Consider the following 24730-nt stretch of genomic DNA (forward strand, 5'->3'; position numbering starts at 1 on the left):
CCCTTAACGGTAGGGATGCGGCGAACTACCCTGTGCTTACGAATGCCGCACGCCTATGCCCGGTGTCGTGGCGGCCGTCTGGGTGGTCGAGGGGTGGCGTCATGTCCAGGGAGCAACGCGGGCCGAACGAAAAGCTCGGCACGGTTCTCGGCCTCGCGGGAATCAGCAACGCCGGGCTCGCCCGGCGCGTCAACGACCTCGGTGCGCAACGAGGCCTGACGCTTCGTTACGACAAGACCTCGGTCGCCCGGTGGGTGTCCAAGGGCATGGTGCCGCAGGGCGCGGCACCCCATCTGATCGCCGCCGCGATCGGGCAGAAGCTCGGCCGTCCCGTGCCGCTGCACGAGATCGGGCTCGCGGACGCCGATCCGGCGCCCGAGGTGGGGCTCGCCTTCCCGCGTGACATCGGCGAGGCGGTCCGCTCGGCGACCGACCTGTACCGGCTCGACCTCGCCGGACGCAGGACCGGGGGCGGGATCTGGCAGTCGCTCGCCGGGTCGTTCGCGGTGAGCGCGTACGCGACGCCCACCTCCCGCTGGCTGATAACGCCCGCCGACCCCTCGGTGGAGCGGGACGCGCCGCGCCCGGCGGGCGCCCCCCGACCCGGGACGGTCGCGGAGCACGCGCGGGTGGGCCACAGCGATGTCGCCAAGCTCCGCGAGGCGGCCGAGGACGCCCGCCGCTGGGACTCCAAGTACGGCGGCGGGGACTGGCGTTCCTCGATGGTGCCGGAGTGCTTACGGGTGGACGCGGCCCCGCTGCTCCTCGGCTCGTACTCGGACGAGGTCGGCAGGGCCCTCTTCGGCGCGACCGCCGAGCTGACCCGGCTCGCCGGCTGGATGGCCTTCGACACCGGGCAGCAGGAGGCGGCCCAGCGCTACTACATCCAGGCCCTGCGGCTCGCCCGCGCCGCCGCCGACGTGCCCCTCGGCGGCTACGTCCTGGCGTCCATGTCCCTCCAGGCCACCTACCGGGGCTTCGCCGACGAGGGCGTGGACCTCGCCCAGGCGGCCCTCGAACGGAACCGGGGGCTCGCCACCGCCCGCACCATGTCCTTCTTCCGGCTGGTCGAGGCACGGGCGCACGCCAAGGCGGGTGACGGGGCGGCCGCGGCCACCGCGCTCAAGGCGTCCGAGGGCTGGCTGGAGCGCTCCCGGGACGGCGACGGCGACCCGAGCTGGCTGGGCTTCTACTCGTACGACCGGTTCTGCGCCGACGCGGCCGAGTGCTACCGCGACCTGCGGATGCCCCGCGAGGTCCGCCGCTTCACCGAGCAGGCGCTCTCCCGGCCGACCGAGGAGTTCGTCCGCTCGCACGGGCTGCGCCTCATCGTCTCCGCCGTCGCCGAACTGGAGTCGGGCAACCTGGACGCCGCCTGCGCGGCGGGCACGCGCGCGGTGGAGGTGGCGGGCAGGATCTCGTCGGCACGGACCACGGAGTACGTACGGGACCTGCTGCACCGGCTCGAACCGTACGGGGACGAACCACGCGTCATGGAGCTGCGGGAGCGCGCCCGCCCGCTGCTCGTCGCACCGGCGTGATCCGCGTCCCACGGCTCGGGCGTTTAACCGCGTTGTCAGTGGGCCAGTGCACTATCGGGGGTGGGAGGTGGCGCTGGTGTTTGACTGTGACGTGCTGGTGATCGGCGGCGGGATCGTCGGTCTCTCGACGGCGTACGCGCTGACGCGGGCCGCGCCCGGCACCCGGGTCACCGTCCTGGAGAAGGAGCACGCCCTCGCGCGCCACCAGACCGGGCGCAACAGCGGGGTGATCCACAGCGGGATCTACTACCGGCCGGGCTCGCTCAAGGCCCGTTTCGCGGTCGAGGGCGCGGCCGAGATGGTCAAGTTCTGCGCGGAGTGGGACATTCCGCACGAGGTGACGGGGAAGCTCATCGTCGCCACCGGGCGCGAGGAGCTGCCCCGGCTGCACTCACTGGTGCAGCGCGGCCGGGAGAACGGCATTCCGGTGCGCGAGCTGGGCCCGGCGCAGATCAGCGAGTACGAGCCCCGGGTGCGGGGCCTGGCCGCGATCCACGTCGGGACCACCGGCATCTGTGACTACGGGGCGGTGTCCGCGCGGCTCGCCGAGTCCTCCGGCGCCCGGATCGCGTACGGGGCGGAGGTCGTCCGGATCGACCGGCGCCCGTGGGGCGTCGCCGCCCGGACGGCGGACGGCCGGATCGTCCGGGCGCGGGTCCTGGTGAACTGCGCGGGGCTGCACTGCGACCGGATCGCCCGGCTCGCGGGCGACGACCCGGAGATGCGGATCGTCCCCTTCCGGGGGGAGTACTACGAACTGACCGACCCGTCCCTCGTGCGCGGACTGGTCTATCCGGTGCCCGATCCGGCGTTCCCCTTCCTCGGGGTGCACCTGACCCGGGGCATCGACGGCGGCGTCCACATCGGGCCGAACGCGGTCCCGGCGCTCGCCCGCGAGGGATACGGCTGGTCCGTCGTCCGCCCCCGCGAACTGGCCGGCACCCTCGCCTGGCCCGGCTCCTGGGCCATCGCCCGCGCCCACTGGAGATACGGGGCGGGTGAGCTGCGCAGGTCGGTGTCGAAGCGCGCCTTCACCGAGGCGGTACGACGGCTGCTGCCGGTCGTCGAGGAGTCCGACCTGCGCCGGGCCGCACCCGGCGTGCGGGCCCAGGCGGTGCTGCGGGACGGGACCCTCGTCGACGACTTCCTGATCCGCGAGGCCGCCCGTACGGTCCATGTGCTGAACGCGCCCTCGCCCGCGGCGACCGCCTCGCTGCCGATCGGCCGTGAGGTGGCGGGCCGGGCGCTGGCCCTGCTGTGACCCACCGGTCCCGGACCGCCCCCGGGGGACCCGCCGCCCCCGGCGGTACGGGCCCGGCCGGGCTCCGGGACCGTACGGCCGGGTCCGTCCGCCGCGCCGCCGTCCTGCCGGGGCCCCACCCGTAAGGCCCCGGAGCGCCTGAGGGCCGTCGGGCGCGCCGTTAGAATCGGGGCATTGTGTCTGAGCAGCCAGAGAACACCCAGCAGCCCGCCGCCGCGCCCGCCGAAGCCGTCCAGCCCGCGCGGCGGGGCAGCCGGATGTTCGCCCCCGGCGAGGGCCCCCTGCCCGATCCCGCGGGCGCCCACCACGAGCGGCGCATCCGGAGCTTCCAGCCGCGCCGCAGCCGTGTCACCTACGGGCAGGCCGAGGCCATGCTGAAGCGCTGGCCCGACTGGGGTCTCGACATCGACGGCAAGCGGGTCCTCGACCTGGGTGAGATGTTCGACGGTCTCCCGGTCGTCCTGGAGATCGGCTTCGGCATGGGCGAGGCGACCGCGCAGATGGCGGCGGCGGACCCCGGCACCGGCATCCTCGCCGTGGACGTGCACACCCCCGGCCAGGGCAATCTGCTGGGCCTCGCCGACCGGAACGGCCTGACGAACGTGCGGGTCGCCAACGGCGACGCGATCATCCTGCTCCGCGAGATGCTGGAGAAGGACGCCCTCGACGGCTGCCGGGTCTATTTCCCCGACCCGTGGCCCAAGGCCCGCCACCACAAGCGGCGGCTGATCCAGGCCGAGTTCCTCACCCTGCTCGCGACCCGGATGAGGCCCGGCGCGGTGCTGCACTGCGCGACGGACTGGGAGGAGTACGCGGAGCAGATGCTGGAGGTGCTCTCCGCGCACCCCGACTTCGAGAACACGCGGGACGACGGCGGGTACGCGCCCCGTCCCGACTTCCGACCGGTCACCCGCTTCGAGGGCCAGGGCCTGGACAAGGGCCACGTCGTGCACGACGTCCTCTTCCGCCGGAAGTAGCCGGACGGAGGCTCGGACGGGGCCGGACCGGGGCGTGGCCGGGGGGCCGGACCGAGGCGGGCCCGAGGCGGGCCCCGGCGCCATCGGCCGGGCCCGGCACCGGCCCCCTCCCGGCCCCCACCACCGAACCGGCCCCGCCCGGCCACCCGCTCGAAGTGACCCTGTGCGCGGAATCGCCTCGCCCTGTGTCGGTACCGGTCGTTAGGGTCGCTGACGTGTCGAACCCCGTCCCCACCACAGCGGAGGCCACGGCGGACGCCCTGGCGGAGGCCACCGCGGCCGCCGCGCCCGTCCCCCACCGGGACACCGAGGAACCGGCCTTCCCGGCCGCCGCCGACCGGTCCCAGTGGCGCTACCGGCCGCGCCGGGACTTCTGGCGGAGCCGGCTGTTCCGGGCCGTCGTGGTCATCACCGTCCTCACGACCTGCGCCCTGGTCATCCTGGCCCTCGTCCGCGAACAGACCGGCACCCAGGGCTTCCTCGTCGGCCTGGGCCTCGCCGTGCTTCCCGTACCCCTGCTCATGGCCGCCTTCCGCTGGCTCGACCGGGTCGAGCCGGGTCCCTGGAAGAACCTCCTCTTCGCGTTCGCGTGGGGCGCCTTCGCCGCCGCGCTCGTCGCGATCCTGGCGAACTCCTTCGCGGTCCGCTGGATCGCGACCGCCACCGCCGACCCCGACTCGGCGGACACGCTCGGCGCGACGGTCGTCGCGCCCGTCGTGGAGGAGAGCGCGAAGGCGGTGGCGATCCTGCTGCTCTTCCTCCTCCGGCGGCGGAACTTCGGCGGGCTCGTCGACGGAGTCGTGATCGCCGGGTTCACCGCGACCGGCTTCGCGTTCACCGAGAACATCCTCTACCTCGGCAACGCCTTCGGCGAGGACCAGGCGTTCGGCTCCGCCGGGCTGGGCTCGGTGACCGCCGCGACCTTCTTCGTCCGGGTCGTCATGTCACCCTTCGCGCACCCGCTGTTCACGGTGCTCACCGGCATCGGCTTCGGACTGGCCGCGCTCGCCCCGCGCGGAAGACGGCTGCGGAAGGTGCTGCTCCCGCTCACCGGACTGCTGCTCTCCATGGGACTGCACGCCGCGTGGAACGGCTCGGCCACCTTCGGCGGCCCCATGGCGTTCTTCGCGGTGTACGGGGTGCTGATGGTCCCGGTCTTCGCCCTGCTGACCTGGCTCGCGCTGTGGAGCCGGCAGCGGGAGCTGCGCACGGTCTCCGGGGAGCTCCCGGCGTACGCGGCGGCGGGCTGGCTCTCCCCCGCCGAGCCCTCGGCGCTCTCCTCGATGCGCGCGCGGCGGCTGGCCCGCTCCTTCGCCGCCCGCGCGTACGGGCCGCCGGCCGCGCGGACCGTCGGCGAGTACGAGTCGTTCGCCACGGCCCTGGCGTTCCTGCGGGACCGGGCCCGGCGGGGGACGGCCGGGCCCGATTTCGCCGCCCGCGAGCAGGAACTGCTCCACCACCTCTGGCAGCGGCGGCAGATCGCGTCCCCGGCGCTCACCCACGCGGCGCGGGCGACCGGCCGGGCCTGGTCGCCGCCGCAGTACCTGGACTACGACGGCTACAACCCGTACCGGGGCTGACCGCCCGTCTCCCGTCCCGGGACGTCCCCGTCCCCGTGGGACGGACCGCCAGGCTCCGGCCGCGCGTACCTTTGCGGGAGAGCGACGGAACGGGGTACGGCACGTGCCCCGCTCCGACGGGGGTACGCGGAAGCCCCCGGCCCGGGCGGACGGGTCGGGGGCTTCCGCGCGTCCGGTCAGACGGACGCCTCCGTGAGCAGCTTCAGCTCGGTCTCCGAGAGGGTGAGCCCGGCCGCGGCCACCAGCGCCGGGACCTGCTCGACGGTCCGCGCCGAGGCGATCGGGGCGGCGACGGTCGGGCGGGCGGCGAGCCAGGCGAGGGCGACGGTGGCCAGTTCGGCGCCGTGCGCCTCGGCGACGGTGTCCAGCGCGGAGAGGACGGCCCGGCCGCGCTCGGTGTCCAGGTGCCCGCCCGCCCCGGTGGCGCGGACGCTGTCGACGGTGGCGCCGGGGCGGTACTTGCCGGTGAGGAAGCCCGCGGCGAGGCCGTAGTACGGGACGGCGGAGAGCCCGGCCCGCTCCACGGTCTCCAGGAGGGGGCCCTCGTAGGTGTCGCGGGAGACCAGGTTGTAGTGCGGCTGGAGGGCCACGTACCGGGTGAGGCCCTCGGACTCGGCGAAGTCGAGGGAGGCCCGCAGCCGCTCGGGGGAGATGTTGGAGGCGGCGACGGCCCGCACCTTGCCGTCCTTCACCAGCTGGTCGAGGGCGGTGACGATCTCCTCCACGGGGACGGTCTCGTCGTCGAAGTGGGTGTAGTAGAGGTCGACGCGGTCGGTGCCGAGGCGGCGCAGCGAGGCTTCGGCGCCCGCCTTGATGGTGGCCGCGGAGAGGCCCTTGAACCGCGGGTGGGCGCCGACCTTGGTGGCGACGACGATGTCGTCGCGGTTGCCCCGGGAGGCGAGCCAGCGGCCGATGACCGTCTCGGACTCGCCGCCCTCGTTGCCCTCGGCCCAGGCGGAGTAGACGTCGGCCGAGTCGACGAAGTTGCCGCCCGCCGCCGCGTAGGCGTCGAGGACCGCGAAGGACTGCGCTTCGTCGGCGGTCCAGCCGAAGACGTTGCCACCGAGGGCGAGCGGGAAGACGCGCAGGTCGGAACTGCCCAGCGGGCGGAGAGAAGTCATGGGACGCTCAACTTCCGCCTCACCCGGAGTATTCCGGCCCCGTAGGGGGTGGGCTCCGTAGGGGTGAGCTCCGGCCCCGTACGGGAGGACTCCAGCCCCGTAAGGGTGCATCCGCAGGGCTGGGCTCCGCCCCGTACGGGAAGGCTCCGGCCCCGTAGGGGAGGACCCGGTCCCGTCCCGGAGTGTTCCGGGACGGGGGCGCGGTCAGAGCGACAGGCCCTTGGAGCGGAGCCAGGCGGCCGGGTCGACGCCCGCGCCGCCGGGGGTGTGGACCTCCATGTGGAGGTGGGCGCCGGTGACGTTGCCGGTGGCGCCGACGCGGCCGATGGTCTCGCCGGTGCCGACGGACTGGCCCGCGCCGACCGTCATGGACGAGAGGTGGCAGTACCAGACCTCGCTGCCGTCGGGCAGTTCCAGGACGATCCGGTAGCCGTACGAGCCCGACCAGCCCGCCGACTTGATGGTGCCGCCGTGCACCGCCTTGACCGGGGTCCCGGTGGGGGCGGCGAAGTCGAGGCCGGTGTGCTGGCCGGAGGACCACATCGAGCCGGACTGCAGGTAGGTGGCGGTGAGGGTGTACGAGGAGACCGGCAGCGAGTAGCTCGCGGCGAGCCGGGCGAGGCGCTCGGCCTCCTCCTTCGCCTCGGCGGCTGCTTCCGCCTTGGCCTTCGCCTCGGCCGCCGCCTTCGCCTCGGCCTCGGCGGCCGCCTTCTTCGCGGCCTCGGCCTTGGCCTTCGCCTCCGCCGCCGCCTTGTCGGCCGCCGCCTTCTCCGCGGCGGCCTTCTCGGCGGCGTCGGCGGAGACCTGCTGCTGCTCGGCCTGCTGGAGGATGCGGGCGCGCAGGGCCTCGCCCGCGTCGCCGGTGGCGCTCGCGGCCGTGACGGTCCGCTCGGCCGATACGGCGGTGGCGGTGGCGCCCGGCCTCTCGTCGAGGGAGGCGTAGGAGGCGGTCAGCGGGTGCGGGTTGGCACGGGCGACGGGGACCGTCTCGTGGTTCTCCTCGGGAAGGAGGTCGCCGACGAGGGGGAGGTCGTGGGCGTCCGGGAGGTCCGGCAGGGATATCGCGAGCTTCGGCTTCTCCTGCGCGGTGGCGAGGCCGCCCGCGCCGACCGCGGCGATGACGCCGACGCCGAGGACCGTGGAGGAACGGGCGAAGTTGGAACGCTGCTTGACGACCCGGTGCCGGCCGCCGGAGCGGTTCTGGGCGCGGAGGGTGTCCTCGGTCGGGTTCCACTCGGTCCCGGGGGCGGCGGGAGCCGAGCCACCGCCGAAGGCGTCGAAGGGGGTTTCGGGTACGGGAGTGTGGGACGCCACGGGGGCGCGCTCCTTTCCTTCCTTCTCGCCTACCGGGTTAGCTGACGGGTTCGGAGCAGGAAGGTCTCCTACGGGCCGGTCGCACGGGTGCGAAGGGCCCGATTCACCCCAAGTGGTGGTTCCCCGGTTCCCTTTCGGGATTCGGCGCGTGCGCACGGTGCCGCCTCTTGCGACGGCTGGGACGACCGCGCTGCGTTATCGAACGTTAATAGACAGGGGTGCTCGATTCCAAGCTGTCCCTCTTGATCGTTAACAGGAATGTGGGGGAATCGGGCGAGTTGGCCGCGCTTCGGCGGAGACCGGCAGGGCCGACGAGATCTGACGTTGTGTCAATTGTTATCGCAGCGACACCTGGTGACTACGGCCGGTGACCGGGTCTGCCCGGCGGCACCACGGGTATCGTCCGCCGCCGCGCCTGCTGCCCCGCCGTCGGGCGGCTCACCGCCAGCAGGGCCATGTCGTCCGTCGATCCGCCGCCCGTGTGCAGCCGTACGTCGTCCACCAGCGCGTCGAGGAGTTCCTCGGGTCCCGGGAAGATCCGGCCCCGCAGGCGCGCCTCCGGGTCGTAGAAGACGCCCTTCGCGTTCCGCGCCTCCGAGAGGCCGTCGGTGTAGAAGAGCAGGGTCGCGCCCGGCGGGAAGGGCCGCGCCTCGGCCCGGTCGGGCCAGCTCGCCAGCTCGCCCATGCCGAGGGGCAGCGCGGGCTCGGACGGCTCCAGGAGGTCGAGGCGCCCGTCCCCGTGCAGCAGCAGCGGCGGCGGATGCCCCCGGTTGACCGTCCGAACGAAACCGTCGAAGGCGCCGCCGCCGTCACCGCGCGGGATCTCGGCGAGGACCGCGGTGGTGAACCCCTCGAAGGCGTCGATGCCCTCTCTCCGGGTGCCCTCCCGGGCCAGCGCCCCTTCGAGACGGCGGGCCACGCCCTCCAGGTTCCGTTCCTGCTCGGCCGCCTCCCGGAAGGCCCCGATGACCACGGCGACGGCCTCGACCGCCTCCAGCCCCTTGCCCCGGACGTCCCCCACCACCAGCCGCACCCCGTAGGGGGTGTCCTGGACGGCGTACAGGTCGCCTCCGATGAACGCGCCCGCGTGCGCCGCCTCGTACCGGGCCGCGCACTGGAGCCCCCCGATCCGCTCGGCGGGCGTCGGGAGCACGGCCCGCTGCACGGTCTCGGCGATGACCCGCGCCGAGGCGAGCCGCTCGCCGCTGCGGCGCACGACCCGGTTGATGAGGAGGGCGAGCGCGGAGACCGTGGCGACGGTCAGGGTCTCGGTGAGGGCCGGGATGCTGCCCGCGGTGTCGTTGTAGAGGTGGAGCCCGACGGAGGCCAGGACGGCGGCGATCCCGGTGAGCAGGGTCGTCAGGGTGGAGAAGAAGGGCGCGGCGATCAGCGGGGCGGCGGAGAACAGCGGCGCGGCCGTGTACTCGGGCGGGGTCAGGATGTCGTAGACGGCCCCGCCCAGGATGATCAGCGGGGGCAGGGCGCGGATGAACCGCCGGGCGCGCCCGTACGGACGCCCGTCGTCGCCCCGCCGTCCGCCGCCCACCGCTCTCAGGGGGTGCCCCACCTGTGCTCTCCTGCCCGGTCCGTACCGGCCGCGGCCCCGTACCGCGCCCTCCCAGGGTGGCCGCCGCCGGGCCGGGCGGCGACCCCCCGGGGGCCGACTGGCGTACGGAGGGGCGGTGCGGACCGGCTCAACCCCCAAGGCCCCCAAGGGGCCTCAGGGACTCCACGGGCCTTACGGGTTCTACGGGCCTTACGGGCCTTACGGGCCTTACGAGTCCTACAGGCCCTACGGGCCTTACGAGTCCTACAGGCCCTACGGGTCCTACAGGCCCGTACAGGCCCTACGGGTCCGGGCGCCTCACACTCCCAGCCGTCCCCCGCGTGACAGCAGGGCCATCGCCGCCGCGCACACCAGACCCACCGCGCACAGCGCCAGCCACGGCACCGCCGACCAGCCGGTCACGTCCAGCAGCGCGCCCGTCCCCAGGTTCCCCAGGGTGATCCCGATCCCGCACACGGTGTTGTAGAGCCCGTAGTGGGTGGCCACCCAGCGCCCCTTGGCCAGGGCGACGACGGTGTCCATCTCGTACGGGTAGAGCACCGCGTTCGCCACGGCCAGGACCGCCGCGCAGAGCAGCAGCCCCGGCAGGCCCCGGCCCAGGGCCGCCGGGAGCAGGAACGCCCCGCCCATCAGGGCGAGCCCGAGGACCAGGCACCGCTCCCGGCTCAGCCGCTGCTTGCACCAGGCGGTGATCCGCAGCTGTCCGGCCAGCGCGACCAGCGCCGAGACGACGAAGAGCGCCGTCGTGGGGCCGGTCCCGCCCGCCGCGAGCGGCAGCGCCAGATAGACCTGGAAGGACAGCACGTACGAGCCGGTCATGGCGAGCGAGAAGAGCCAGAAGGTCCGGTGGGAGAGGACCGTGCGGAACTGCCCCCGCCCTTCCCCGTCCCCGGTCCCCCGCGCGTCCTTCCCGGCCCGTACGGGCATGTACCGGAGCTGCACCAGGGTCAGGACGGCGAACAGCACCGCCGCCACCAGGCACGTCAGCTGGAACGACACCCCCGTCAGGGCCACCCCGACGAGCGGCCCGAGCAGGATGCCCGCCTGGTAGTAGACGTTGAACAGGGCGAAGGCCTCCACCCGGCGCTCCTCGCCCGCCTCCGCCGCGAGGCAGGCACGGACGGCGGGGTTGAACAGGGCCCCCGCGAGGCCGGTCGCCAGGGAGGCCGCGATCAGCATCGGCAGCGACTGGGCGAACGCGAGCGCCCCGAACCCGGCCGTCCGCAGCGCGCAGCCCGCCACGATGAGCGGCTTGAAGCCGAACCGGTCGGCGAGCGCCCCGCCGACCAGGAACATCCCCTGCTGGGAGAGGTTCCGGGCGCCGAGGACCAGCCCGACCGCCCAGGCCGCCATGCCGAGCCCGTCCGCGAGGTGCGCGGCGAGGTACGGCATGAGCATGTAGAAGCCGAGGTTGATGGTGAGCTGGTTGAGGAAGAGGAGCCGGACGGCCGGTTCGAAACCGCGGCTCTGCTTCCACACCCCGCCCCGGGCCTCCTTCGCGGGGCCCGGGGTGGTGCCGGTCGTGCTGCTCAACGGTTCCGTCCCGCCCGGTCCATGGCCCTGCGGGTCCAGCCGTCGACGGGCGTGCCGTCCTCGTACCCGGCCGGGTCCTCCCGTACGGGCCCGTCGAGCAGTCCGTGCGCGGCACAGAACTCGTCGTTGAAGACGGTGTCGAAGTACCGCTGCGGGCCGTCGGGGAAGACGGCCGCGATCCGGGTGCCGCGCGGCCGGGTGCGGGCCAGCCAGCCGGCGACGAGCGCCACCGCGCCGACGCTCCAGCCGCCGGTCGCGAAGTGCCGCGAGGCCAGGCGGCGGGCCGCCCGTACCGCCTCGGCGGGGCCCACCCAGTGGACCTCGTCGAAGGCCCCGTGGTCCACGTTGCCCGGGTGGATGGAGGAGCCGAGGCCGCGCATCAGCCGCTCCCCCGCGGGCAGTCCGAACACGGTGGAGCCGATGGAGTCGACGCCGACGAGTTCGAGGGCGGGGCTGCTGGTGGCGCGCAGGGCGCGGGCGATGCCGCCCGAGTGGCCGCCGGTGCCGACCGCGCAGACGAGCACGTCGATCCGGTCGAGCTGGCCGGACAGCTCGGCCGCGAGCCCGGTGTAGGCCTCGGGGTTGTCGGGGTTCCCGTACTGGTTGGGCCACCAGGCCCCGTCGAGGGCCCCGAGGAGTTCGGCGACCCGGTCCATCCGGGCCTGCTGCCAGCCGCCGTGCGGGCTCGGCTCCGGCACGACGTGGACGCGGGCGCCGTGGGCGACGAGCATCCGCTCGACGATCGGTTCGAGACCGGGGTCGGTGACGACGTGCACGGGGTGGCCGTGCAGCACCCCGGCGAGGGCGAGCCCCAGTCCCAGGGTCCCCGAGGTCGATTCGACGATCGGGGCGCCGGGCCGCAGCTCTCCGCGCCGACGGGCCCGCTCGACCATGTGGAGGGCGGCACGGTCCTTGATGCCGCCGAAGTTGAAGCCTTCGAGCTTGGCCCAGTAGCCGTCGTCGGTCCACAGGACGGGCGTGTTGCCGACGGTCTGCTCGGCGAGCGGCAGCAGCCCCCCGCGCAGCGTCCGGTCCGTGGGCGGCAGCGGGGCCGTGGCGGAACCGGGGGACGAAGCGGATGAAGGAGATGAAGGGGACAGCGAGGAGGCCACGGGGTCCGGGGAGGTCCGGGTCGCCCCGGAGCCCGGGGGGACGGGTGCGACCGGAGAGGTCGCGGACAGCGTGGTGCCGGGCAGCGAGGTGCTCATGACGGATACGTCCTTGGGATGGCATGGGGAAGGAACCTGGTCACGCGTGAGGCGGGACCCGGCTCAGTTCCGGTCCACTCCGAGGGCGATCAGCAGCCTGCCCGGCCGGGGGCCGGGGCCCGCCCGGTCCCGGACACACCGCGCGCGGGGGTCGTCGCCGAGGACGGGGGCGTACGGCAGGAGGACGGCCCCGCCCGCGTCGGGTGTCGCCAGGGAGGCGGCGGAGTACTGCGCGGGGAGGTGGGCGTCGAAGGACCAGCCGCTGCCGGACTGCTCGCAGCCGTGCGGCAGGACGGGCGCGGAGACCGTGGACCCGGCGCCGGACGAGGGCAGTATGTGCCCCTGCGCGCCGTGGCAGACGCTGACGACGAGCGCGAGGAGCGCGAGCAGGACGAGGAGGGCGGGCGCCCTCCGGTGCACATCGGCGGGCGCCCGCCGATGCACGTCCGTCACAGTGTCGTCACTCATGGTGTGCGCGACACTACGATGGGACACCGCCCGCCCGCAAAACGGCGGGCGTGGTTTTGGACACCGTTTACTTCCGGTGCTTCCGGGACTTCCGGCGGCCGGAGCCGTCCGGCTCCACGCCTCCGGCGCGTCCGGCCGCCCGGCTAGAGGTTGCGCTCCGCGTAGATCTCCAGGGCGTCCCGGACCAGGACGGCGGTGCCCTCGCCGTGCTGGTCGTAGTGGGCGGCGAAGCGCGGGTCGTCGACGTACATACGGCCGAGACCGATCACGTACTCCTTGCTCGGGGCCATGGTCGCCGAGAGCCAGACGACCTGGCGCCGCGCGATCTCCTGCACCGCGTCGTCACCGGCGGCGAGCCCGTCCGCCAGGGCTCGCGCGAAGTCCCGGGCGATGCCCTTCTGCTCGTCGAGGAACGCCCTGCGCTCCCCCTCGCCGAGCCCCCGCCACCACCGGTCGGCCTTCTGGTGGGCGTCACGCCCCCAGCGCTCGGTGACCTCCTTCTCGTACACCGCGTGGTCGAAACCGTCGAACACTTCGTCGGCCATGAGTTCCTCTCCCTTCTCGGTCCTGTCGAGAGTGGTCCGTACGGACGCGATCCGGCGCCCCAGCAGCTCGCGCTCCTGCTCCAGGAGCGCGAGATGGGTCCGCAGGGCCGCCGCCGTGTCCCGCTGCCCCGCGAGGACCTCGGCGATGGCGGGCAGCGAGAGCCCCAGCTCGCGCAGCAGCAGGATGCGCTGGAGCCGTACGAGCGCAGCCTGGTCGTAGTACCGGTAACCGTTCGCGCCGATCCGGCTCGGCTCCAGCAGTCCGCGCTCTCCGTAGTGCCGGAGGGTGCGGCTGGTGGTGCCCGCTTTCCTGGCGACCTCTTGGATCGACCACTCCATGCCGAGAACGCTAGAACTTGACGCCGCGTAAAGGTCAAGCGGCGCGGGCGGGTCCCGGGCGGACACGACGAAGGCCCGGATCCAGTGACTGGATCCGGGCCTTCGGTGCTACTGAGTAGCGGGGACAGGATTTGAACCTGCGACCTCTGGGTTATGAGCCCAGCGAGCTACCGAGCTGCTCCACCCCGCGTCGGTAGACACGACTCTACGTCATGACCGGGGCGATCCGGAAATCGGACTCCACCGGCACCGCGAGACGGGGGCCACGGCGCTGGCCGGCCGGGGTCCGGCACCGGTGACCGCAGGCATCCGCGCTGGTCACCAGGGGTTTCGGCGCCGCCCACCGGGGGCCGTCCGTACCGGGGCACGTGTCAGCGCCGCCCCCACCGGGGGCCTCCGTACCGGGGCGCACGTCAGCGCCGCCCACGGGCGGGCCGAGCACGGGCGGCCGTCCACACCGGTCATCAGCCACCGGCCGTCAGCCACCGGCCACCGGCCGACGTCAGCAGCCGCACTCGCCCTCGACCGGTGCCGTGAGCGGGTCCGCGGTCTTCTCCGCGGGGCCCTCCCACGTCTCGTACGCGAAGCCCTCCCGCACCCAGTACTCGAAGCCGCCGAGCATCTCCTTCACCTGGAAGCCCCGCTCGGCGAGGGCCAGCGCGGCGCGCGTGGCGCCGTTGCAGCCGGGACCCCAGCAGTACGTGACCACCGGCACCGCCCGGTCGAGCAGCCGCTCGGCCTGCTCCGCGATCAGCGCGGTCGGCAGGTGCGTGGCGCCGGGCACGTGCCCCTGGTCCCACGAGGCGGTCGAACGCGAGTCGATCACCACGAAGCCCGGGTCGGTGCCGTCGGCCGCGGCGGTGGCCAGCGCGGACGCCACATCGGAGACGTCCGCGTGGAAGGCCAGGCTCGCGGAGAAGTACGCGGCAGCGGCGGCGGGCGAGGCCGGCGGGGTCCGGAGAACGGGGTTGACCTGCGTCGATGTCGTCGTCATGGTGATCAATCTACGGACGACGACCAGCGGGCTGAAGCGACGATCCACGGCGATCGGGGCCACCGGCCGGGGAATCCCGGGCGTTCACCCCGGGGCGGCGTGGATCTCACGCACCGGACCGGATCGAGCAGGGCAGGGCCCGACCGCCGGGCAGAGCCGAACCGGGCCTGACCGGCCAGGTCGGGTCGGGCCGGGCCGGCGCCCGCGCCACGAGCGCCACCGCGCCCGTGTCACATCGGCGCGGTCCGATCCGTCATGAGGGCATGACGGCGGTACGCGAACGGGAGGACCGACGGGTGGACCGGCGAGTGGACCGACGAGTGGACCGGAAAGACCGACCGGCGGACGGGGAAGGCCGAGGCATGGACCACGAAGAGGAACTGCTGGCACGGCGCTTCGAGGCCGACCGGACCCGGCTGCGCGCGGTGGCCTACCGGATGCTGGGCTCGCTCGGCGAGGCCGAGGACGCCGTCCAGGAGACCTGGCTCAAGCTCCACCGCAGCGACGTCGGCGCCGTGGCCAACCTCAGCGGCTGGCTGACCACCGTCATCGGCCGCGTCTGCCTCGACATGCTCCGCTCGCGCGGCTCCCGCCGCGAGGCACCCCTGGAGCACCACGTCCCCGACCCCGTCGCCCGGGTCGCCGACACCACCGACCCCGAGCGCGCCGCCGAACTCACCGAGTCCGTCGGCCTCGCCCTGCTGGTCGTCCTGGAGACCCTCTCTCCCGCCGAACGGCTCGCCTTCGTCCTGCACGACATGTTCGCCGTCTCCTTCGACGAGATCGCGCCCGTCGTGGACCGCACCCCGGCCGCCGCCCGGCAGCTCGCCAGCCGTGCCCGCCGCCGCGTACGGGACGCGGCCCCCGCCGCCGGGCCGGACGCCCGGCGCGGTCGGGAGATCGCCGACGCGTTCCTCACCGCCGCGCACGGCGGGGACTTCGAGGGGCTCCTCGCCGTCCTCGACCCGGACGTGGTGCTGCGCGCGGACGGCGGCCGCACCCTCGCCGCCGTCTCCAAGGTCGTCCGGGGCGCCGAGGCCGTCATCGCCCAGGCCCTCACCTACGCCCGGTTCCGTACGGGGCACCTGCCGATGGTCGTCAACGGCGCGCCCGCCGTCCTCTCGGTCACGGACGGGCGGCCCGGCGCGCTCATGGTCTTCACCGTCGCGGGGGACCGGATCGTGGAACTGGACATCCTGGCGGACCCGGAGCGGATCGCCGCGCTCGGCCTCACGGAGGAGGATCTGGCGCGGGCGACGGACTGAACGCCGGGAACCGGGAATCGGGAGTCGGGGGCCCGGAGTCACAGGTCAGGGTCGAGGCCCGGAGTCACACGTTGGAGCCCTGGCCCGAGGTAAGGGCTCGGGGCCCGGGTCGGTGCCGGGCCGGGGTTCCTGAGGGTTCCCTGGGGGGGTTCCCTCAGGGTTCCCTGAGGATCGGTCACTTCCTCCAGGTGCGCGGCAGGGACGCGCCGACCGCCAGTGACACGACGGCGCTCCCCATGCCGAGGACCGCGCCCGCGGCGACATCACCGGGATAGTGCACGCCCGTGTGGACCCGGGAGTAGCCCACGGCCATCGCGAGCGCCTGGAGCGGGACCGCCGCCGGGGGCAGCACCACGCCCACGGCCGTCGCGAAGGCGACCGCCGACGCGGTGTGCCCGGACGGGAACGACGCCGAGTCCGGCATCGGCACGTGCCGGCCCGCCACCACCCGGGCCGCCTCCCGGTCCGGGCGCGGCCTGCGGACCAGCCGCTTCCCGAACAGGTTCGCCGAGGCCGAGGCCACCGCGACGGCCCCGAGCCCGGCGAGCGCCGCCCGGCGCGGACGCCCGGGAAAGAGCGCCAGCGCGCCCGCCACCGCGAAGGAGATCTTGGAGTGGTTCGCGGTGGTGGAGAGCCTGCGCAGGCCCGTGTCGAGCGTGGGCGTGGGAGTGGCGGCGACGGCCGCGTACACGGCTCCGTCGAGCGCGCGGAGATCCCGGAGGACCGCCCGGAGGGGTCGGGTCGTGGTCGTTCCGGTGGTGCCGGTCATGTGCCGCTCCTCGGTGCGGGGTGATGGTTCGGAGGGAAGGCGAGCCGGACGACCCGCCGCCAGTCCATGGGCGGCTGGGGATCCGCGGCCCCGGGCCGGTACCGCGGCACGAGCACCCGAAGCGCCCGGGGCCGGAGCACACAGACGACGGGGGTGTCCATGACCAGCGCCTCACCGTCGACGGCGACGGCGATGGACGTGGAGGTGGAGGTGACCGGGGAAGGGGCGGGGGCGGGGGCGGGTCCCTGGAACAGGCCGGGTCCGGGGCCCGTCGGCGCCTCCGCCTTGCCCGTGACCTCGACACGGGTCGCGGTCAGGACGTTCAGGCCGGTCGCCTGGGTTCCCCGTACCGCCAGTTCCGCGGCCTGCGCGGCGCCGTCGACGCGGATGCCGATCACCCCCAGCGTGCCGCCGTCGAGCCGGGGCCGCCGTGCGGTGGCCGCGCCGAACGGATCGGGCACGACGTACGGGTTGTTGCTGACGAGCAGGGCCTGCTGGGCCGGGAGCGGGGCCCCGTCCACGAGCGCGTCGAGCCGGTCGCCCTCACCGCCCTGGAGCAGGTCGGGCAGGACGTCGAACGCGGTGCCCGCCTTCGCGTCGCGGTACTCGGGGCGCTGGACGACGTCCGCGTACACGCCGAAGGAGACGGTGTTGACGAAGGGGCGGCCGGAGACCCAGCCCAGGTCGACGCGGAGTTCCTCGCCGTCGACGAGCGCGTCGAGGCAGTTCGCCGGGTCGACCCGGTCGAGGCCGAGGTCGAGGGCGAAGTGGTTGCGGGTTCCCGCCGAGACGACGAGGAACGGCAGGTCGTGCTCGGCGGCCACGGCGGCGACGAGCGCCTGGGTGCCGTCGCCGCCCGCCACCCCGAGCAGATCGGCGCCGTCGGCGACGGCCTGACGGGCCAGCGCGGCGACGTCGGTCTCGGCGGAGGGGTCGATCAGGATCACCCGGGCGCCGAGGCGTTCGGCGCGCTCGACGAGCCCGAACCTGCCGACCTTCCCGCCCCCTGACTTCGGGTTCATGATCAGGACGGGCCTGCGGGGCCGGGGCCGCCGCTCGCCTCGCGCCCGGTCGGTCCGCCCGCTGTCGCCGCGCGCCGTCCGCAGGCGGCGCAGCGAGGCCCGCCCGCAGAGCGCCGCCCCGGCCCACAGGACGAGGGCGACGAGCGCGATCAGCCACAGCCCGCCGACGACGTAGAGGCTGAGGACGGCGAGGGGCGCGCCGACCGCGAGGAGCGCCCCGAGGACGCGCAGGGTCCCCCGGTGCGCGAGGAACCACCAGAGGCCCACGGCCGAACAGGCCAGCCCGACGAGCCCGCTGAACAGGATCAGCAGCCCCCCGGCGCCCAGCCCGGTCAGCAGGACGACGGCGCTGGCCGCCGCGGCACCCAGCGCGCACCGGGCCAGCAGTCTGGCCTCCCCCACCGGATCACCGGATCCGTTCTCCGTCACCGACCCCACCTCCACCGTGTACGGCGTCCCCGCCCAGATTCCCCCACGCCACCCGGCACCGCGCCCCGGGGGACCCTTCCGGCCCGGCACCGTCACTCTCCTACCCGTACAACGCGGGACATGCCTCACCGGGTTGAGCGCCGGTGACGGCCACGGCACCCCGGCAGACGACGAAGTGCGGAGGTGATCCCGAACCGGTGGCCGTCCCGGACCACCGGCTTCTCGCGCCACACACCCACAAGGGCGGTCCGCCGACATGCGTCAGCCAGGGGAACATCCTCGCGATGACGACCACTACGGCCTTCGGGACGGCCCTCGGTCGTCGGCCGGTCGGCCCGCCCGACCAGCGCCCCGCCGCGTACGGGCCATCAGGGACGAGAGCGTCAGCCGTCAGCGGCCTCGCTCGCGCACCGAGCCGTCCGACGAAGGCCATGTGGGACTCGAACCCCCGACCAACAGATCAAAGGACCTGGCTGGGGCTGAGTGGGTGATGCCGGGCGGTGCTGCTCCGTCCGGGGATGCCTGGTCGGGCAGGGTGAACGGTGCCGCCCGATCCGACCGAAACTGGACCGTGTTGGAACTTCCGCTCACGCACAAGAGGTACCGAGGCCCACGGCCAACACAGCTCCAGAGCAACACCCCATCGGATGAATTCAGCGTGTGGAGCCCACCTCTTCCACCGATCTCACCGGTACCGTCGGCTGCACCCGGTCTGCGGAGGCCCGGGAGGACGTAGCGGGGCACCCGTGTTTCCTGGCTCGTCCAGGGTGCGGCGTGCCCACTCCGCGAGTCCCCTCACGTGTCTCCCGATGTGCGAACACGGACGCGACCCTCGCTGACCCGGCAGCGACGAAGGACATCGCGCCATGCCACACACCACGGCCAAGGCTGCCGCACGTATCCGCGCCGGCTTCACGGGAGAGGTTCCCGTCACCGCCCTCCCGGGAATCGCTCGATCCGGTGGGCTGGGGCTGGATCACTGCACCCCGGAGCAGACCGAACTGCGCGCTCTGCTGGCCCTCGCCTGCTTCAACCACGGAGAGCTGGCCGCGCCTCGACTGCGCTGGCGGGTGGGACAGATCAGCGCGTACGACCCAGTCATCTCTCCGCGATTCGATCACCTCGTACTGATCATCAACGCCTGCGACAACGTCGCCCTCCGCCTCGTCGGCAGCCAGACCGCGCCCCACATCCCAGGAATGCGGGTTGAGGAGCGCTCGGGCTACCACGTGTGGCGCCTACGGCATCTGCCCAGCGGTGCTCAGATGTACGTCTCCGAGCGAGACACCCTCACGGCCGGTCGGGGCCGCGCGCGGCGCCTACCGAATCTGCGCCGTCGTCTTGACGGGAAGGAGCCACTGACTGCCGACGAACGCGACAAGCTCGCCGCCATCCCCGAGATCAGCCCCTCCATGAAGCGACTCCTGGCCGGCATCTGGGTGCGCATGTCCCTGAGAGATCCAGATCGCTCCTTCGACCTGGGAGGCTGGTGCATCGATCCGCTCGGCCGCAGCACCGCGCGAGCCCGCTGGGCGCCTGCGAGCCGGCTATGGGGCCACCAGGGGCGATGGGACCTTGAATGGCGGGGCCGTCCCTTCCCTACCGACCTCATCGCGGCCCTCACCCACCCCACCGCTGGCGTCGAAGGCGTCACGGTGGACCGAACGTCGTCGCACAGTTGGCTTGTCCGACTCGACGATGCCGAGTTGTACCTGCACGACGAAGAGGTATGAACTCGGGAATCCGCAGGCACTTGACCTTGTACATGGTCTCTGACCTGGAAAATAGTCGCAGCGACCTCGTCCCGACCGCTTCGCCGATGCCATTGGTGACCGTTGGTTGTCGCCCCTACCGGCACGTTGTACGCGGCCTCCGCAACGCTGACGTCGCGCTCCAGTAAGGATTCGGCGTCAAGTCCACTCCCGGCGGTCCGGGATCAGCTCGCCTAGCGCTCGCCGTGGCCGACCCGAGGACGTCGCCGCCCTGGTGGCGTTCCTCGCGGGCCCCTCCGCCTCGTTCATCACGGGGCAGTCCGTCCACGTCGACGGCGGCTGGCTGCTGCACTGAGACCGCCGACAACCAAGGAGACGAACCGAAATGATCGAACGAGTCCGCGCCGTCCTCGTCACCGCCGACGACACGATGCTGGTCATCCGCCGCACCCGGCCCGGCATCCCCGAGTACTGGGTGCTGCCCGGCGGCGGCGTAGAACCAGGTGACGAGTCCCGGGAAGCCGCGCTCCACCGGGAGATCCACGAGGAGATCGCGGGGAAGGCCGACATCGTCCGCCTCCTCCACACGATGGAGACCGAAGACGAACGCCAGCTCTTCTACCTCGCCCGCATCGCGACCTGGTCCTTCGAGGACCGCACCGGCCCCGAGTTCAGCGCCGAAGGCCGCGGCGAATACGCGCTGGAGGAGATCCCGCTGACCATGGATGGGCTCAACAGGATCGACCTCAAGCCCGAGGAGATCGCCCACGTCCTACGGGGAGCCATCAGCGCCGGAAGCCTCGGAGTCGAGGCAGCCCGCTGAGCCGTCGGGCACATCAGCACACCGCTGGGGCCGGGATTGAGGTCAGCCGGCCCCGGTGGCGTTCATGCGCTGTCCGGCTTCGCAACGGGCTTCCTGGCGACGACCGTCCTGTTGATTCAGTGAACGACGGTCCCGTTCACTGGATCAGTCCGCTCACGCATCGCTCACGCACGAGCCGCAGAACGACGGAGCGCCCCACCCGGCCGGAACCAAGTGGGGCGCTCCGTAGCAGGTCAGAGGGTCTCCCCTCCCCCGCCATCGGTAGGCCGTGTGGGACTCGAACCCACAACCAACGGATTAAAAGTCCGCTGCTCTGCCAATTGAGCTAACGGCCCGTGGACAAGCACACCCGTGCAGCATAGCCCGAGAGGCACCCGGAACCGATCGGGTATCCGACACGGGGGTCTCGTGCCGTGGGGTGGGGGCCGGGGCGGGCGGCGGACCGCTGTCGCCGCCCCGGTCACCAGCGCCCGCCAGGTCGGGCCGGGGGCGGGCGGCGGTGGTCCGCCGCACGCCCCCGGTCACCGCCGCCCGGCAGGGGTCAGGACAGGGACGTGAAGACGTTCCAGCCGCCGCCGAGGAGCGTCCGGCCGCCGTACGCCCCGCCGCCCGTGCCGTAGTACGCGTACAGGCCGCCGGCGGTGTCGCGGGCCAGCAGGTCCGTGCGGCCGTCGCCGGAGAGGTCGCCGACGCCGACCAGCGACGAGTAGCCGCCCCAGCCGCCGCCGACCCGGACCCGGGCCGTGACGCCGCCGGTGGCCGTGCCGTAGTACCGCCACAGCACGCCCGCGCCGTCCACGCCGAGGAGGTCGCCGCGGCCGTCGCCGTTCAGGTCACCGGCGCCCACGATCTTCTTGTACAGCTTCCAGTTCGTACCGGTCCTGACCCGGCTCTTCACCCGGTGGTCGGCCGTACCCGCGTAGAAGTACATGTCCCCCGTGGACGCCTGGCGGGCGATCAGGTCGGTGTACCCGTCGCCGTTCACGTCGCCGGGGGAGGTCAGGACGTCGTACTGGCCCCAGCCGGAGCCGATCGCCGTGTACGGCGACGACGCCGACACCACCGCGCCGCAGCCGGGGCGGTACGCGCGGAGCTGGTCGCCCACCTTGGCCAGGACGTCGGCGCAGCCGTCGCCGTTCACATCGCCGAAGGGCACCAGGACGGTGCCTTTCGGGAACTTCGCGCCGGTACCGGCGACACGGCCCGACAGACCGCCGAACGCGTTGCCCCGGTACATCGACACCTGCCCCGCCGCGTCCGTCGCCAGCAGATCGCCCTGCCGGTCGTTCCCGGCCAGGTCCCGTCGTCCGGGCGTGCCGCCGGTGAGGGTGACCGTGCCGGAGAGCACCAGGTCGCGGCCCTTGCCGTCGGCGGTGTTCGCTGTCAGGTCCCAGCTGTACGGGCCGTTGGCCGACGGCTTGCCCGCCGAGGTCCGGCCGTCCCAGACGGCCTCGATCCGGTTCCGGGTCTCCGGGCCGCCGAAGGAGCGGACGGCCGCCCCGGTGTACGGGTCACGGACGGTCAGCCGCCAGATCGAGGCGGGCTTGGAGAGCGCCCAGGACGCCTTCCAGCCGTCCTGGGCCCGTGCGCTGCCCGGGGTCCGCGCCGAGGCGGCGGTCAGGTCAGAGGCGGCGACGCCGGGCCACACCACGTGGACGAGGTCGTCGGCGTCCTTGTAGGCGACGCCCCCGCCGAAGCGGTCCACGGCCCAGGCCTCGCGGCGGGGCCCGTACACCGGCACCGAGTCGACGAGGCCGCTCGCCACGGCACGGCCGGAGGTGAAGTCGACCAGCCGGAGCGAGGAGTTGTTCTGGTCCACGTAGTAGCCGTCGCCGAGGAGGCCGCCCTCGCCGTACGAGCGGGGCAGGGTGATCCTGGCGCCGCTCTTCAGGTCCACGACGCCCTGCTTGGCGTACGAGCCGCAGGCCCAGTACAGCCAGCGGCCGGCCGCGGCCTGGAGCTCCGTCAGGGGGCAGCCGGAGCCGGTCGCGACCTTGCCGAGGTCCTTGCCGGTGGCGAGGTCCTTGCGGGCGACCTCGCCGGTGGCCGCCGTGCCGGTGAACAGGGTGTCGCCCCACAGGGCGGCGGCGGTCTGCGTCTGCCGGGACAGGACCTTCGAGGCGTCGGTGTCCACGACGACGGTCTGCCCGCCGGTGACGAGCTGCCCGGGGAAGGAGGGGGTGCCCGTCTGGAAGACCGTCCAGCGGCCGAAGGCGTCGGCGATCCGGCCGTCCTGGCCGACGGCGACCCGGGTCGTCCGGCCGTCGGCGGCGCGGGAGACGACCGCCCGGTCGGTGTACGGGACGCGGGGGTAGGAGACGGTACGGCCGTCGCCGCCGTCGAAGAGCGGGGTCGGCCGCTGCTCGGCGCCCTGTTCGGCGCCCTGCCACACCGGGGCGGACTGTCCGGCGTGGACGGGGCCGACGGGCAGGTTCCGGCCGTAGAAGCCCCGGCCCCCCGGCCCGTCCTGCTCCAGGGTGGTGAGGCGGCCCGCGCCGAACGCGATCCCGTCGGTCCTGGCCGCCAGCGGCTCGACCCGGCGGAGCTTCTCCAGGACCGGGGCGCCGCCGCCCTTGCCGGGGACGGCCTTGAGGAGGGCCCAGTCGGTGGCGGAGGTGCCGCCGACGACGGCGGTGCCGCCGCCGGTGATCTGGGTCAGCCCGTCCTCGGCGGCGCCGAGGAGCCGCTGCCGCCGTCCGTCCGGGTGGAGCGCGACGAGCTCCCGCCGCAGGGAGGCGTCGGTGCCGGAGGCCTCGCCGAGCGCGAGGACCCACTCCCCGACGAGCCCGACGCGGGCGGCGGAGAGGCCCTCCGGCAGGGCGAAGGTCTGTTCGGCGCCGGTCGGGTCGGTCCGGTCGCGCAGGTGCACGGTCCGGTCGCGGTCCACCCAGGCGAACCGGTCGGGGCTGACGGCGACGGCGGCGACGAGCACGTCCTGGGAGGAGGTGGGGGCCGGGACCACGGTCATCCGGCCGGTCCGCAGGTCGACGAGACCGAGGTCGGTGAAGTCGTAGGAGTGCGGGGCGGTGGAGCGCCCGAAGCGGATCACGGCCGTGGAGGCGTCTCCGGCGGCGAGCCGCGCGTGGTGCAGCCGGGCGTCGGCGGGCCAGCCGGTGACCTCCACGGGCGGTGCGGCCGGGTCGTCGGCGCGGGCCAGGTAGTAGCCGGTGGTGGTGCCGAAGTCGTCGGCGGAGGCGTACCGCTGGAAGAGCAGGGTGTCGCCGAGCAGCCCCCGGTAGCTCGCGTCGCGGGGCATGGCGAGCGGGCGCTGGGTGCCGGTGACGAGGTCCCGCAGGACGTGGATGCCGACGCCGGGCTGGGAGTACGCGTACCGGCCGCCGGTGCCGAAGTCGGCGAAGGTCCCGTTGCCCGCGCCCGCGCCGAGCGGGGTGTCCGCGCCGGTCGTGAGGTCGGTCCACACCACCCCGTCGCCGAAGGACCCGTCGGCGTCCTCGGGCACGTGCGCGTAGCCGGTCGGACCGGCGGAGAGGACGGTGTCGTGCCGGGGCACGGTCCGGGGGTTGGGCGTGATGTCGAGCCGGTCGAACCGGTCGGTCCCGGCGGTCGGCGCCGCCGCCGCGAAGGGCGCGAGACCGGCCCCGGAGGCGAGCAGCGCGGTGGTCAGGACGGCGATCCGCGCACGGGGTCGCCGCGCGCGTGTGAAACGAGACAAGAAGGGTCCCTCCCCGGGGGTGACCTGCTGTGCGGGGCAGAGGGGAGAGCCTTCGCCGGGCCCCCTGGCCGGCGCTCCCCGTGTCTCCCCCGCGTCGATCGGCCGAGCGTATCGGGTCGTACGGGGGTACGAATCCGGGCCCGTGCGACACGAGGTCGTACGGGCCCGCACATGACAGGGCCCGTACGAGCGGGTGATGCTCGTACGGGCCCTGTCAGGTCAGTTCAGTGGCGCTCAGCCGTTGCGCTTCCAGCGCGGCTTGTCGTCGCGGCGGGCGAAGCCGCCGGTCGACGGGCCGGTGCCCCGGTGGTCGTCACGACGGCCGTAGGGACGGTCGCCGCCGGAGCGGAAGCCGGTCGACGGACGGTCGCCGGCGGGGCGGTCGTCACGACGGTCGCGGTTGAACGGGCGGTCGCTGCCACGGTGGCCGGTGGAGGGGCGGTCGTCGCGGCGCTCGAAGGAACGGCCGCCACGGTCGCCGCCACGGTCGTCACGGTTGAAGCCACCGGACGGACGGTCGTCGCGGTTGAAGCCGCCCGAGGGACGGTCGTCGCGACGGAAGCCGCCGGACGGACGGTCGCCACCGGAA

At 73.9% G+C, this 24730-nt stretch carries 19 protein-coding genes, 2 tRNA genes, 1 pseudogene and 1 riboswitch; of the genes and pseudogenes, 8 read left to right on the plus strand and 14 right to left on the minus strand.

Annotated features, from left to right (window positions below):
• Positions 1-101: 101 nt before the first annotated feature.
• From ACIRQY_RS13090 to ACIRQY_RS13105, 4 genes are all read left to right on the plus strand, one after another.
• The gene (locus tag ACIRQY_RS13090) at positions 102-1541 is read left to right on the plus strand and encodes an MFS transporter (RefSeq protein WP_403924729.1); all 1440 of its coding nucleotides are present in this window, start codon (positions 102-104) and stop codon (positions 1539-1541) included.
• Positions 1542-1617: 76 nt separating this feature from the next.
• Positions 1618-2802 (plus strand): L-2-hydroxyglutarate oxidase, encoded by a 1185-nt coding sequence (lhgO, locus tag ACIRQY_RS13095; protein WP_403924732.1) that lies wholly within the window; start codon positions 1618-1620, stop codon positions 2800-2802.
• A gap of 257 nt (positions 2803-3059) precedes the next feature.
• Positions 3060-3779 (plus strand): tRNA (guanosine(46)-N7)-methyltransferase TrmB, encoded by a 720-nt coding sequence (trmB, locus tag ACIRQY_RS13100; protein WP_351789929.1) that lies wholly within the window; start codon positions 3060-3062, stop codon positions 3777-3779.
• A gap of 215 nt (positions 3780-3994) precedes the next feature.
• Positions 3995-5359, plus strand: a complete 1365-nt coding sequence (locus ACIRQY_RS13105) for a PrsW family intramembrane metalloprotease (protein WP_403924735.1) — start codon at positions 3995-3997, stop codon at positions 5357-5359.
• A gap of 176 nt (positions 5360-5535) precedes the next feature.
• On the opposite strand, the gene ACIRQY_RS13110 is transcribed toward ACIRQY_RS13105, so the two are convergent.
• The 9 genes from ACIRQY_RS13110 to ACIRQY_RS13150 form a co-directional block, all read right to left on the minus strand.
• Entirely contained in the window at positions 5536-6480 is a 945-nt protein-coding gene (locus ACIRQY_RS13110) for an aldo/keto reductase (RefSeq protein WP_403924738.1), read from the minus strand.
• Between the two features lie 204 nt (positions 6481-6684).
• On the minus strand, positions 6685-7794 hold the full coding sequence (locus ACIRQY_RS13115) for a M23 family metallopeptidase (protein WP_403924741.1): 1110 nt from the start codon (positions 7792-7794) through the stop codon (positions 6685-6687).
• An 11-nt stretch (positions 7795-7805) separates the two neighbouring features.
• Positions 7806-7951, minus strand: a riboswitch (cyclic di-AMP (ydaO/yuaA leader).
• A gap of 201 nt (positions 7952-8152) precedes the next feature.
• Positions 8153-9361, minus strand: coding sequence for a PP2C family protein-serine/threonine phosphatase (locus ACIRQY_RS13120; protein WP_403924744.1), 1209 nt, complete (start codon positions 9359-9361; stop codon positions 8153-8155).
• A gap of 297 nt (positions 9362-9658) precedes the next feature.
• Entirely contained in the window at positions 9659-10894 is a 1236-nt protein-coding gene (locus ACIRQY_RS13125) for an MFS transporter (protein WP_403924746.1), read from the minus strand.
• Entirely contained in the window at positions 10891-12102 is a 1212-nt protein-coding gene (locus ACIRQY_RS13130) for a PLP-dependent cysteine synthase family protein (protein WP_403924749.1), read from the minus strand. The genes ACIRQY_RS13125 and ACIRQY_RS13130 overlap by 4 nt, the downstream gene beginning before the upstream one ends.
• 63 nt (positions 12103-12165) lie before the next feature.
• Positions 12166-12570, minus strand: coding sequence for a hypothetical protein (locus ACIRQY_RS13135; RefSeq protein ID WP_403924752.1), 405 nt, complete (start codon positions 12568-12570; stop codon positions 12166-12168).
• A 143-nt stretch (positions 12571-12713) separates the two neighbouring features.
• Positions 12714-13454, minus strand: coding sequence for a MerR family transcriptional regulator (locus ACIRQY_RS13140; RefSeq protein ID WP_403924755.1), 741 nt, complete (start codon positions 13452-13454; stop codon positions 12714-12716).
• 116 nt (positions 13455-13570) lie between these two features.
• Positions 13571-13644, minus strand: a tRNA-Met gene (locus tag ACIRQY_RS13145).
• 312 nt (positions 13645-13956) lie between these two features.
• On the minus strand, positions 13957-14448 hold the full coding sequence (locus tag ACIRQY_RS13150) for a rhodanese-like domain-containing protein (protein WP_366444879.1): 492 nt from the start codon (positions 14446-14448) through the stop codon (positions 13957-13959).
• A gap of 362 nt (positions 14449-14810) precedes the next feature.
• Here ACIRQY_RS13150 and ACIRQY_RS13155 point away from each other — a divergent pair, with 362 nt between their 5' ends.
• On the plus strand, positions 14811-15713 hold the full coding sequence (locus tag ACIRQY_RS13155; protein WP_403924758.1) for a sigma-70 family RNA polymerase sigma factor: 903 nt from the start codon (positions 14811-14813) through the stop codon (positions 15711-15713).
• Between the two features lie 175 nt (positions 15714-15888).
• On the opposite strand, the gene ACIRQY_RS13160 is transcribed toward ACIRQY_RS13155, so the two are convergent.
• Both ACIRQY_RS13160 and ACIRQY_RS13165 read right to left on the minus strand, forming a co-directional pair.
• Complete coding sequence (locus tag ACIRQY_RS13160) at positions 15889-16482, minus strand: phosphatase PAP2 family protein (RefSeq protein ID WP_403924761.1); 594 nt, start codon at positions 16480-16482, stop codon at positions 15889-15891.
• Positions 16479-17933: a diacylglycerol/lipid kinase family protein gene (locus ACIRQY_RS13165; protein ID WP_403924764.1), complete on the minus strand. Its 1455-nt coding sequence runs from the start codon at positions 17931-17933 to the stop codon at positions 16479-16481. The genes ACIRQY_RS13160 and ACIRQY_RS13165 overlap by 4 nt, the downstream gene beginning before the upstream one ends.
• Positions 17934-18799: 866 nt before the next feature.
• Between ACIRQY_RS13165 and ACIRQY_RS13170 the strand changes: the two genes are divergently transcribed.
• The 3 genes from ACIRQY_RS13170 (at position 18800) to ACIRQY_RS13180 (ending at position 20468) form a co-directional block, all read left to right on the plus strand.
• Positions 18800-19666 carry a hypothetical protein gene (locus ACIRQY_RS13170; RefSeq protein ID WP_403924767.1) on the plus strand — a complete coding sequence of 289 codons (867 nt, stop codon included), beginning with the start codon at positions 18800-18802 and terminating at the stop codon, positions 19664-19666.
• Between the two features lie 202 nt (positions 19667-19868).
• A complete protein-coding gene (locus ACIRQY_RS13175) occupies positions 19869-20000 on the plus strand; it encodes an SDR family oxidoreductase (protein ID WP_403925342.1) in 132 nt (43 codons plus the stop codon).
• Between the two features lie 30 nt (positions 20001-20030).
• Positions 20031-20468: an NUDIX domain-containing protein gene (locus ACIRQY_RS13180; RefSeq protein ID WP_403924770.1), complete on the plus strand. Its 438-nt coding sequence runs from the start codon at positions 20031-20033 to the stop codon at positions 20466-20468.
• A gap of 262 nt (positions 20469-20730) precedes the next feature.
• On the opposite strand, the gene ACIRQY_RS13185 is transcribed toward ACIRQY_RS13180, so the two are convergent.
• From ACIRQY_RS13185 to ACIRQY_RS13195, 3 genes and pseudogenes are all read right to left on the minus strand, one after another.
• Positions 20731-20803, minus strand: a tRNA-Lys gene (locus ACIRQY_RS13185).
• 206 nt (positions 20804-21009) lie between these two features.
• Positions 21010-24141: an FG-GAP-like repeat-containing protein gene (locus ACIRQY_RS13190; RefSeq protein WP_403924773.1), complete on the minus strand. Its 3132-nt coding sequence runs from the start codon at positions 24139-24141 to the stop codon at positions 21010-21012.
• Positions 24142-24375: 234 nt separating this feature from the next.
• Positions 24376-24730: pseudogene (locus ACIRQY_RS13195) on the minus strand (RNA helicase); the annotation flags it as partial.

It is taken from the genome of Streptomyces sp. NPDC101490, assembly GCF_044767145.1.
Taxonomy (GTDB): domain Bacteria; phylum Actinomycetota; class Actinomycetes; order Streptomycetales; family Streptomycetaceae; genus Streptomyces.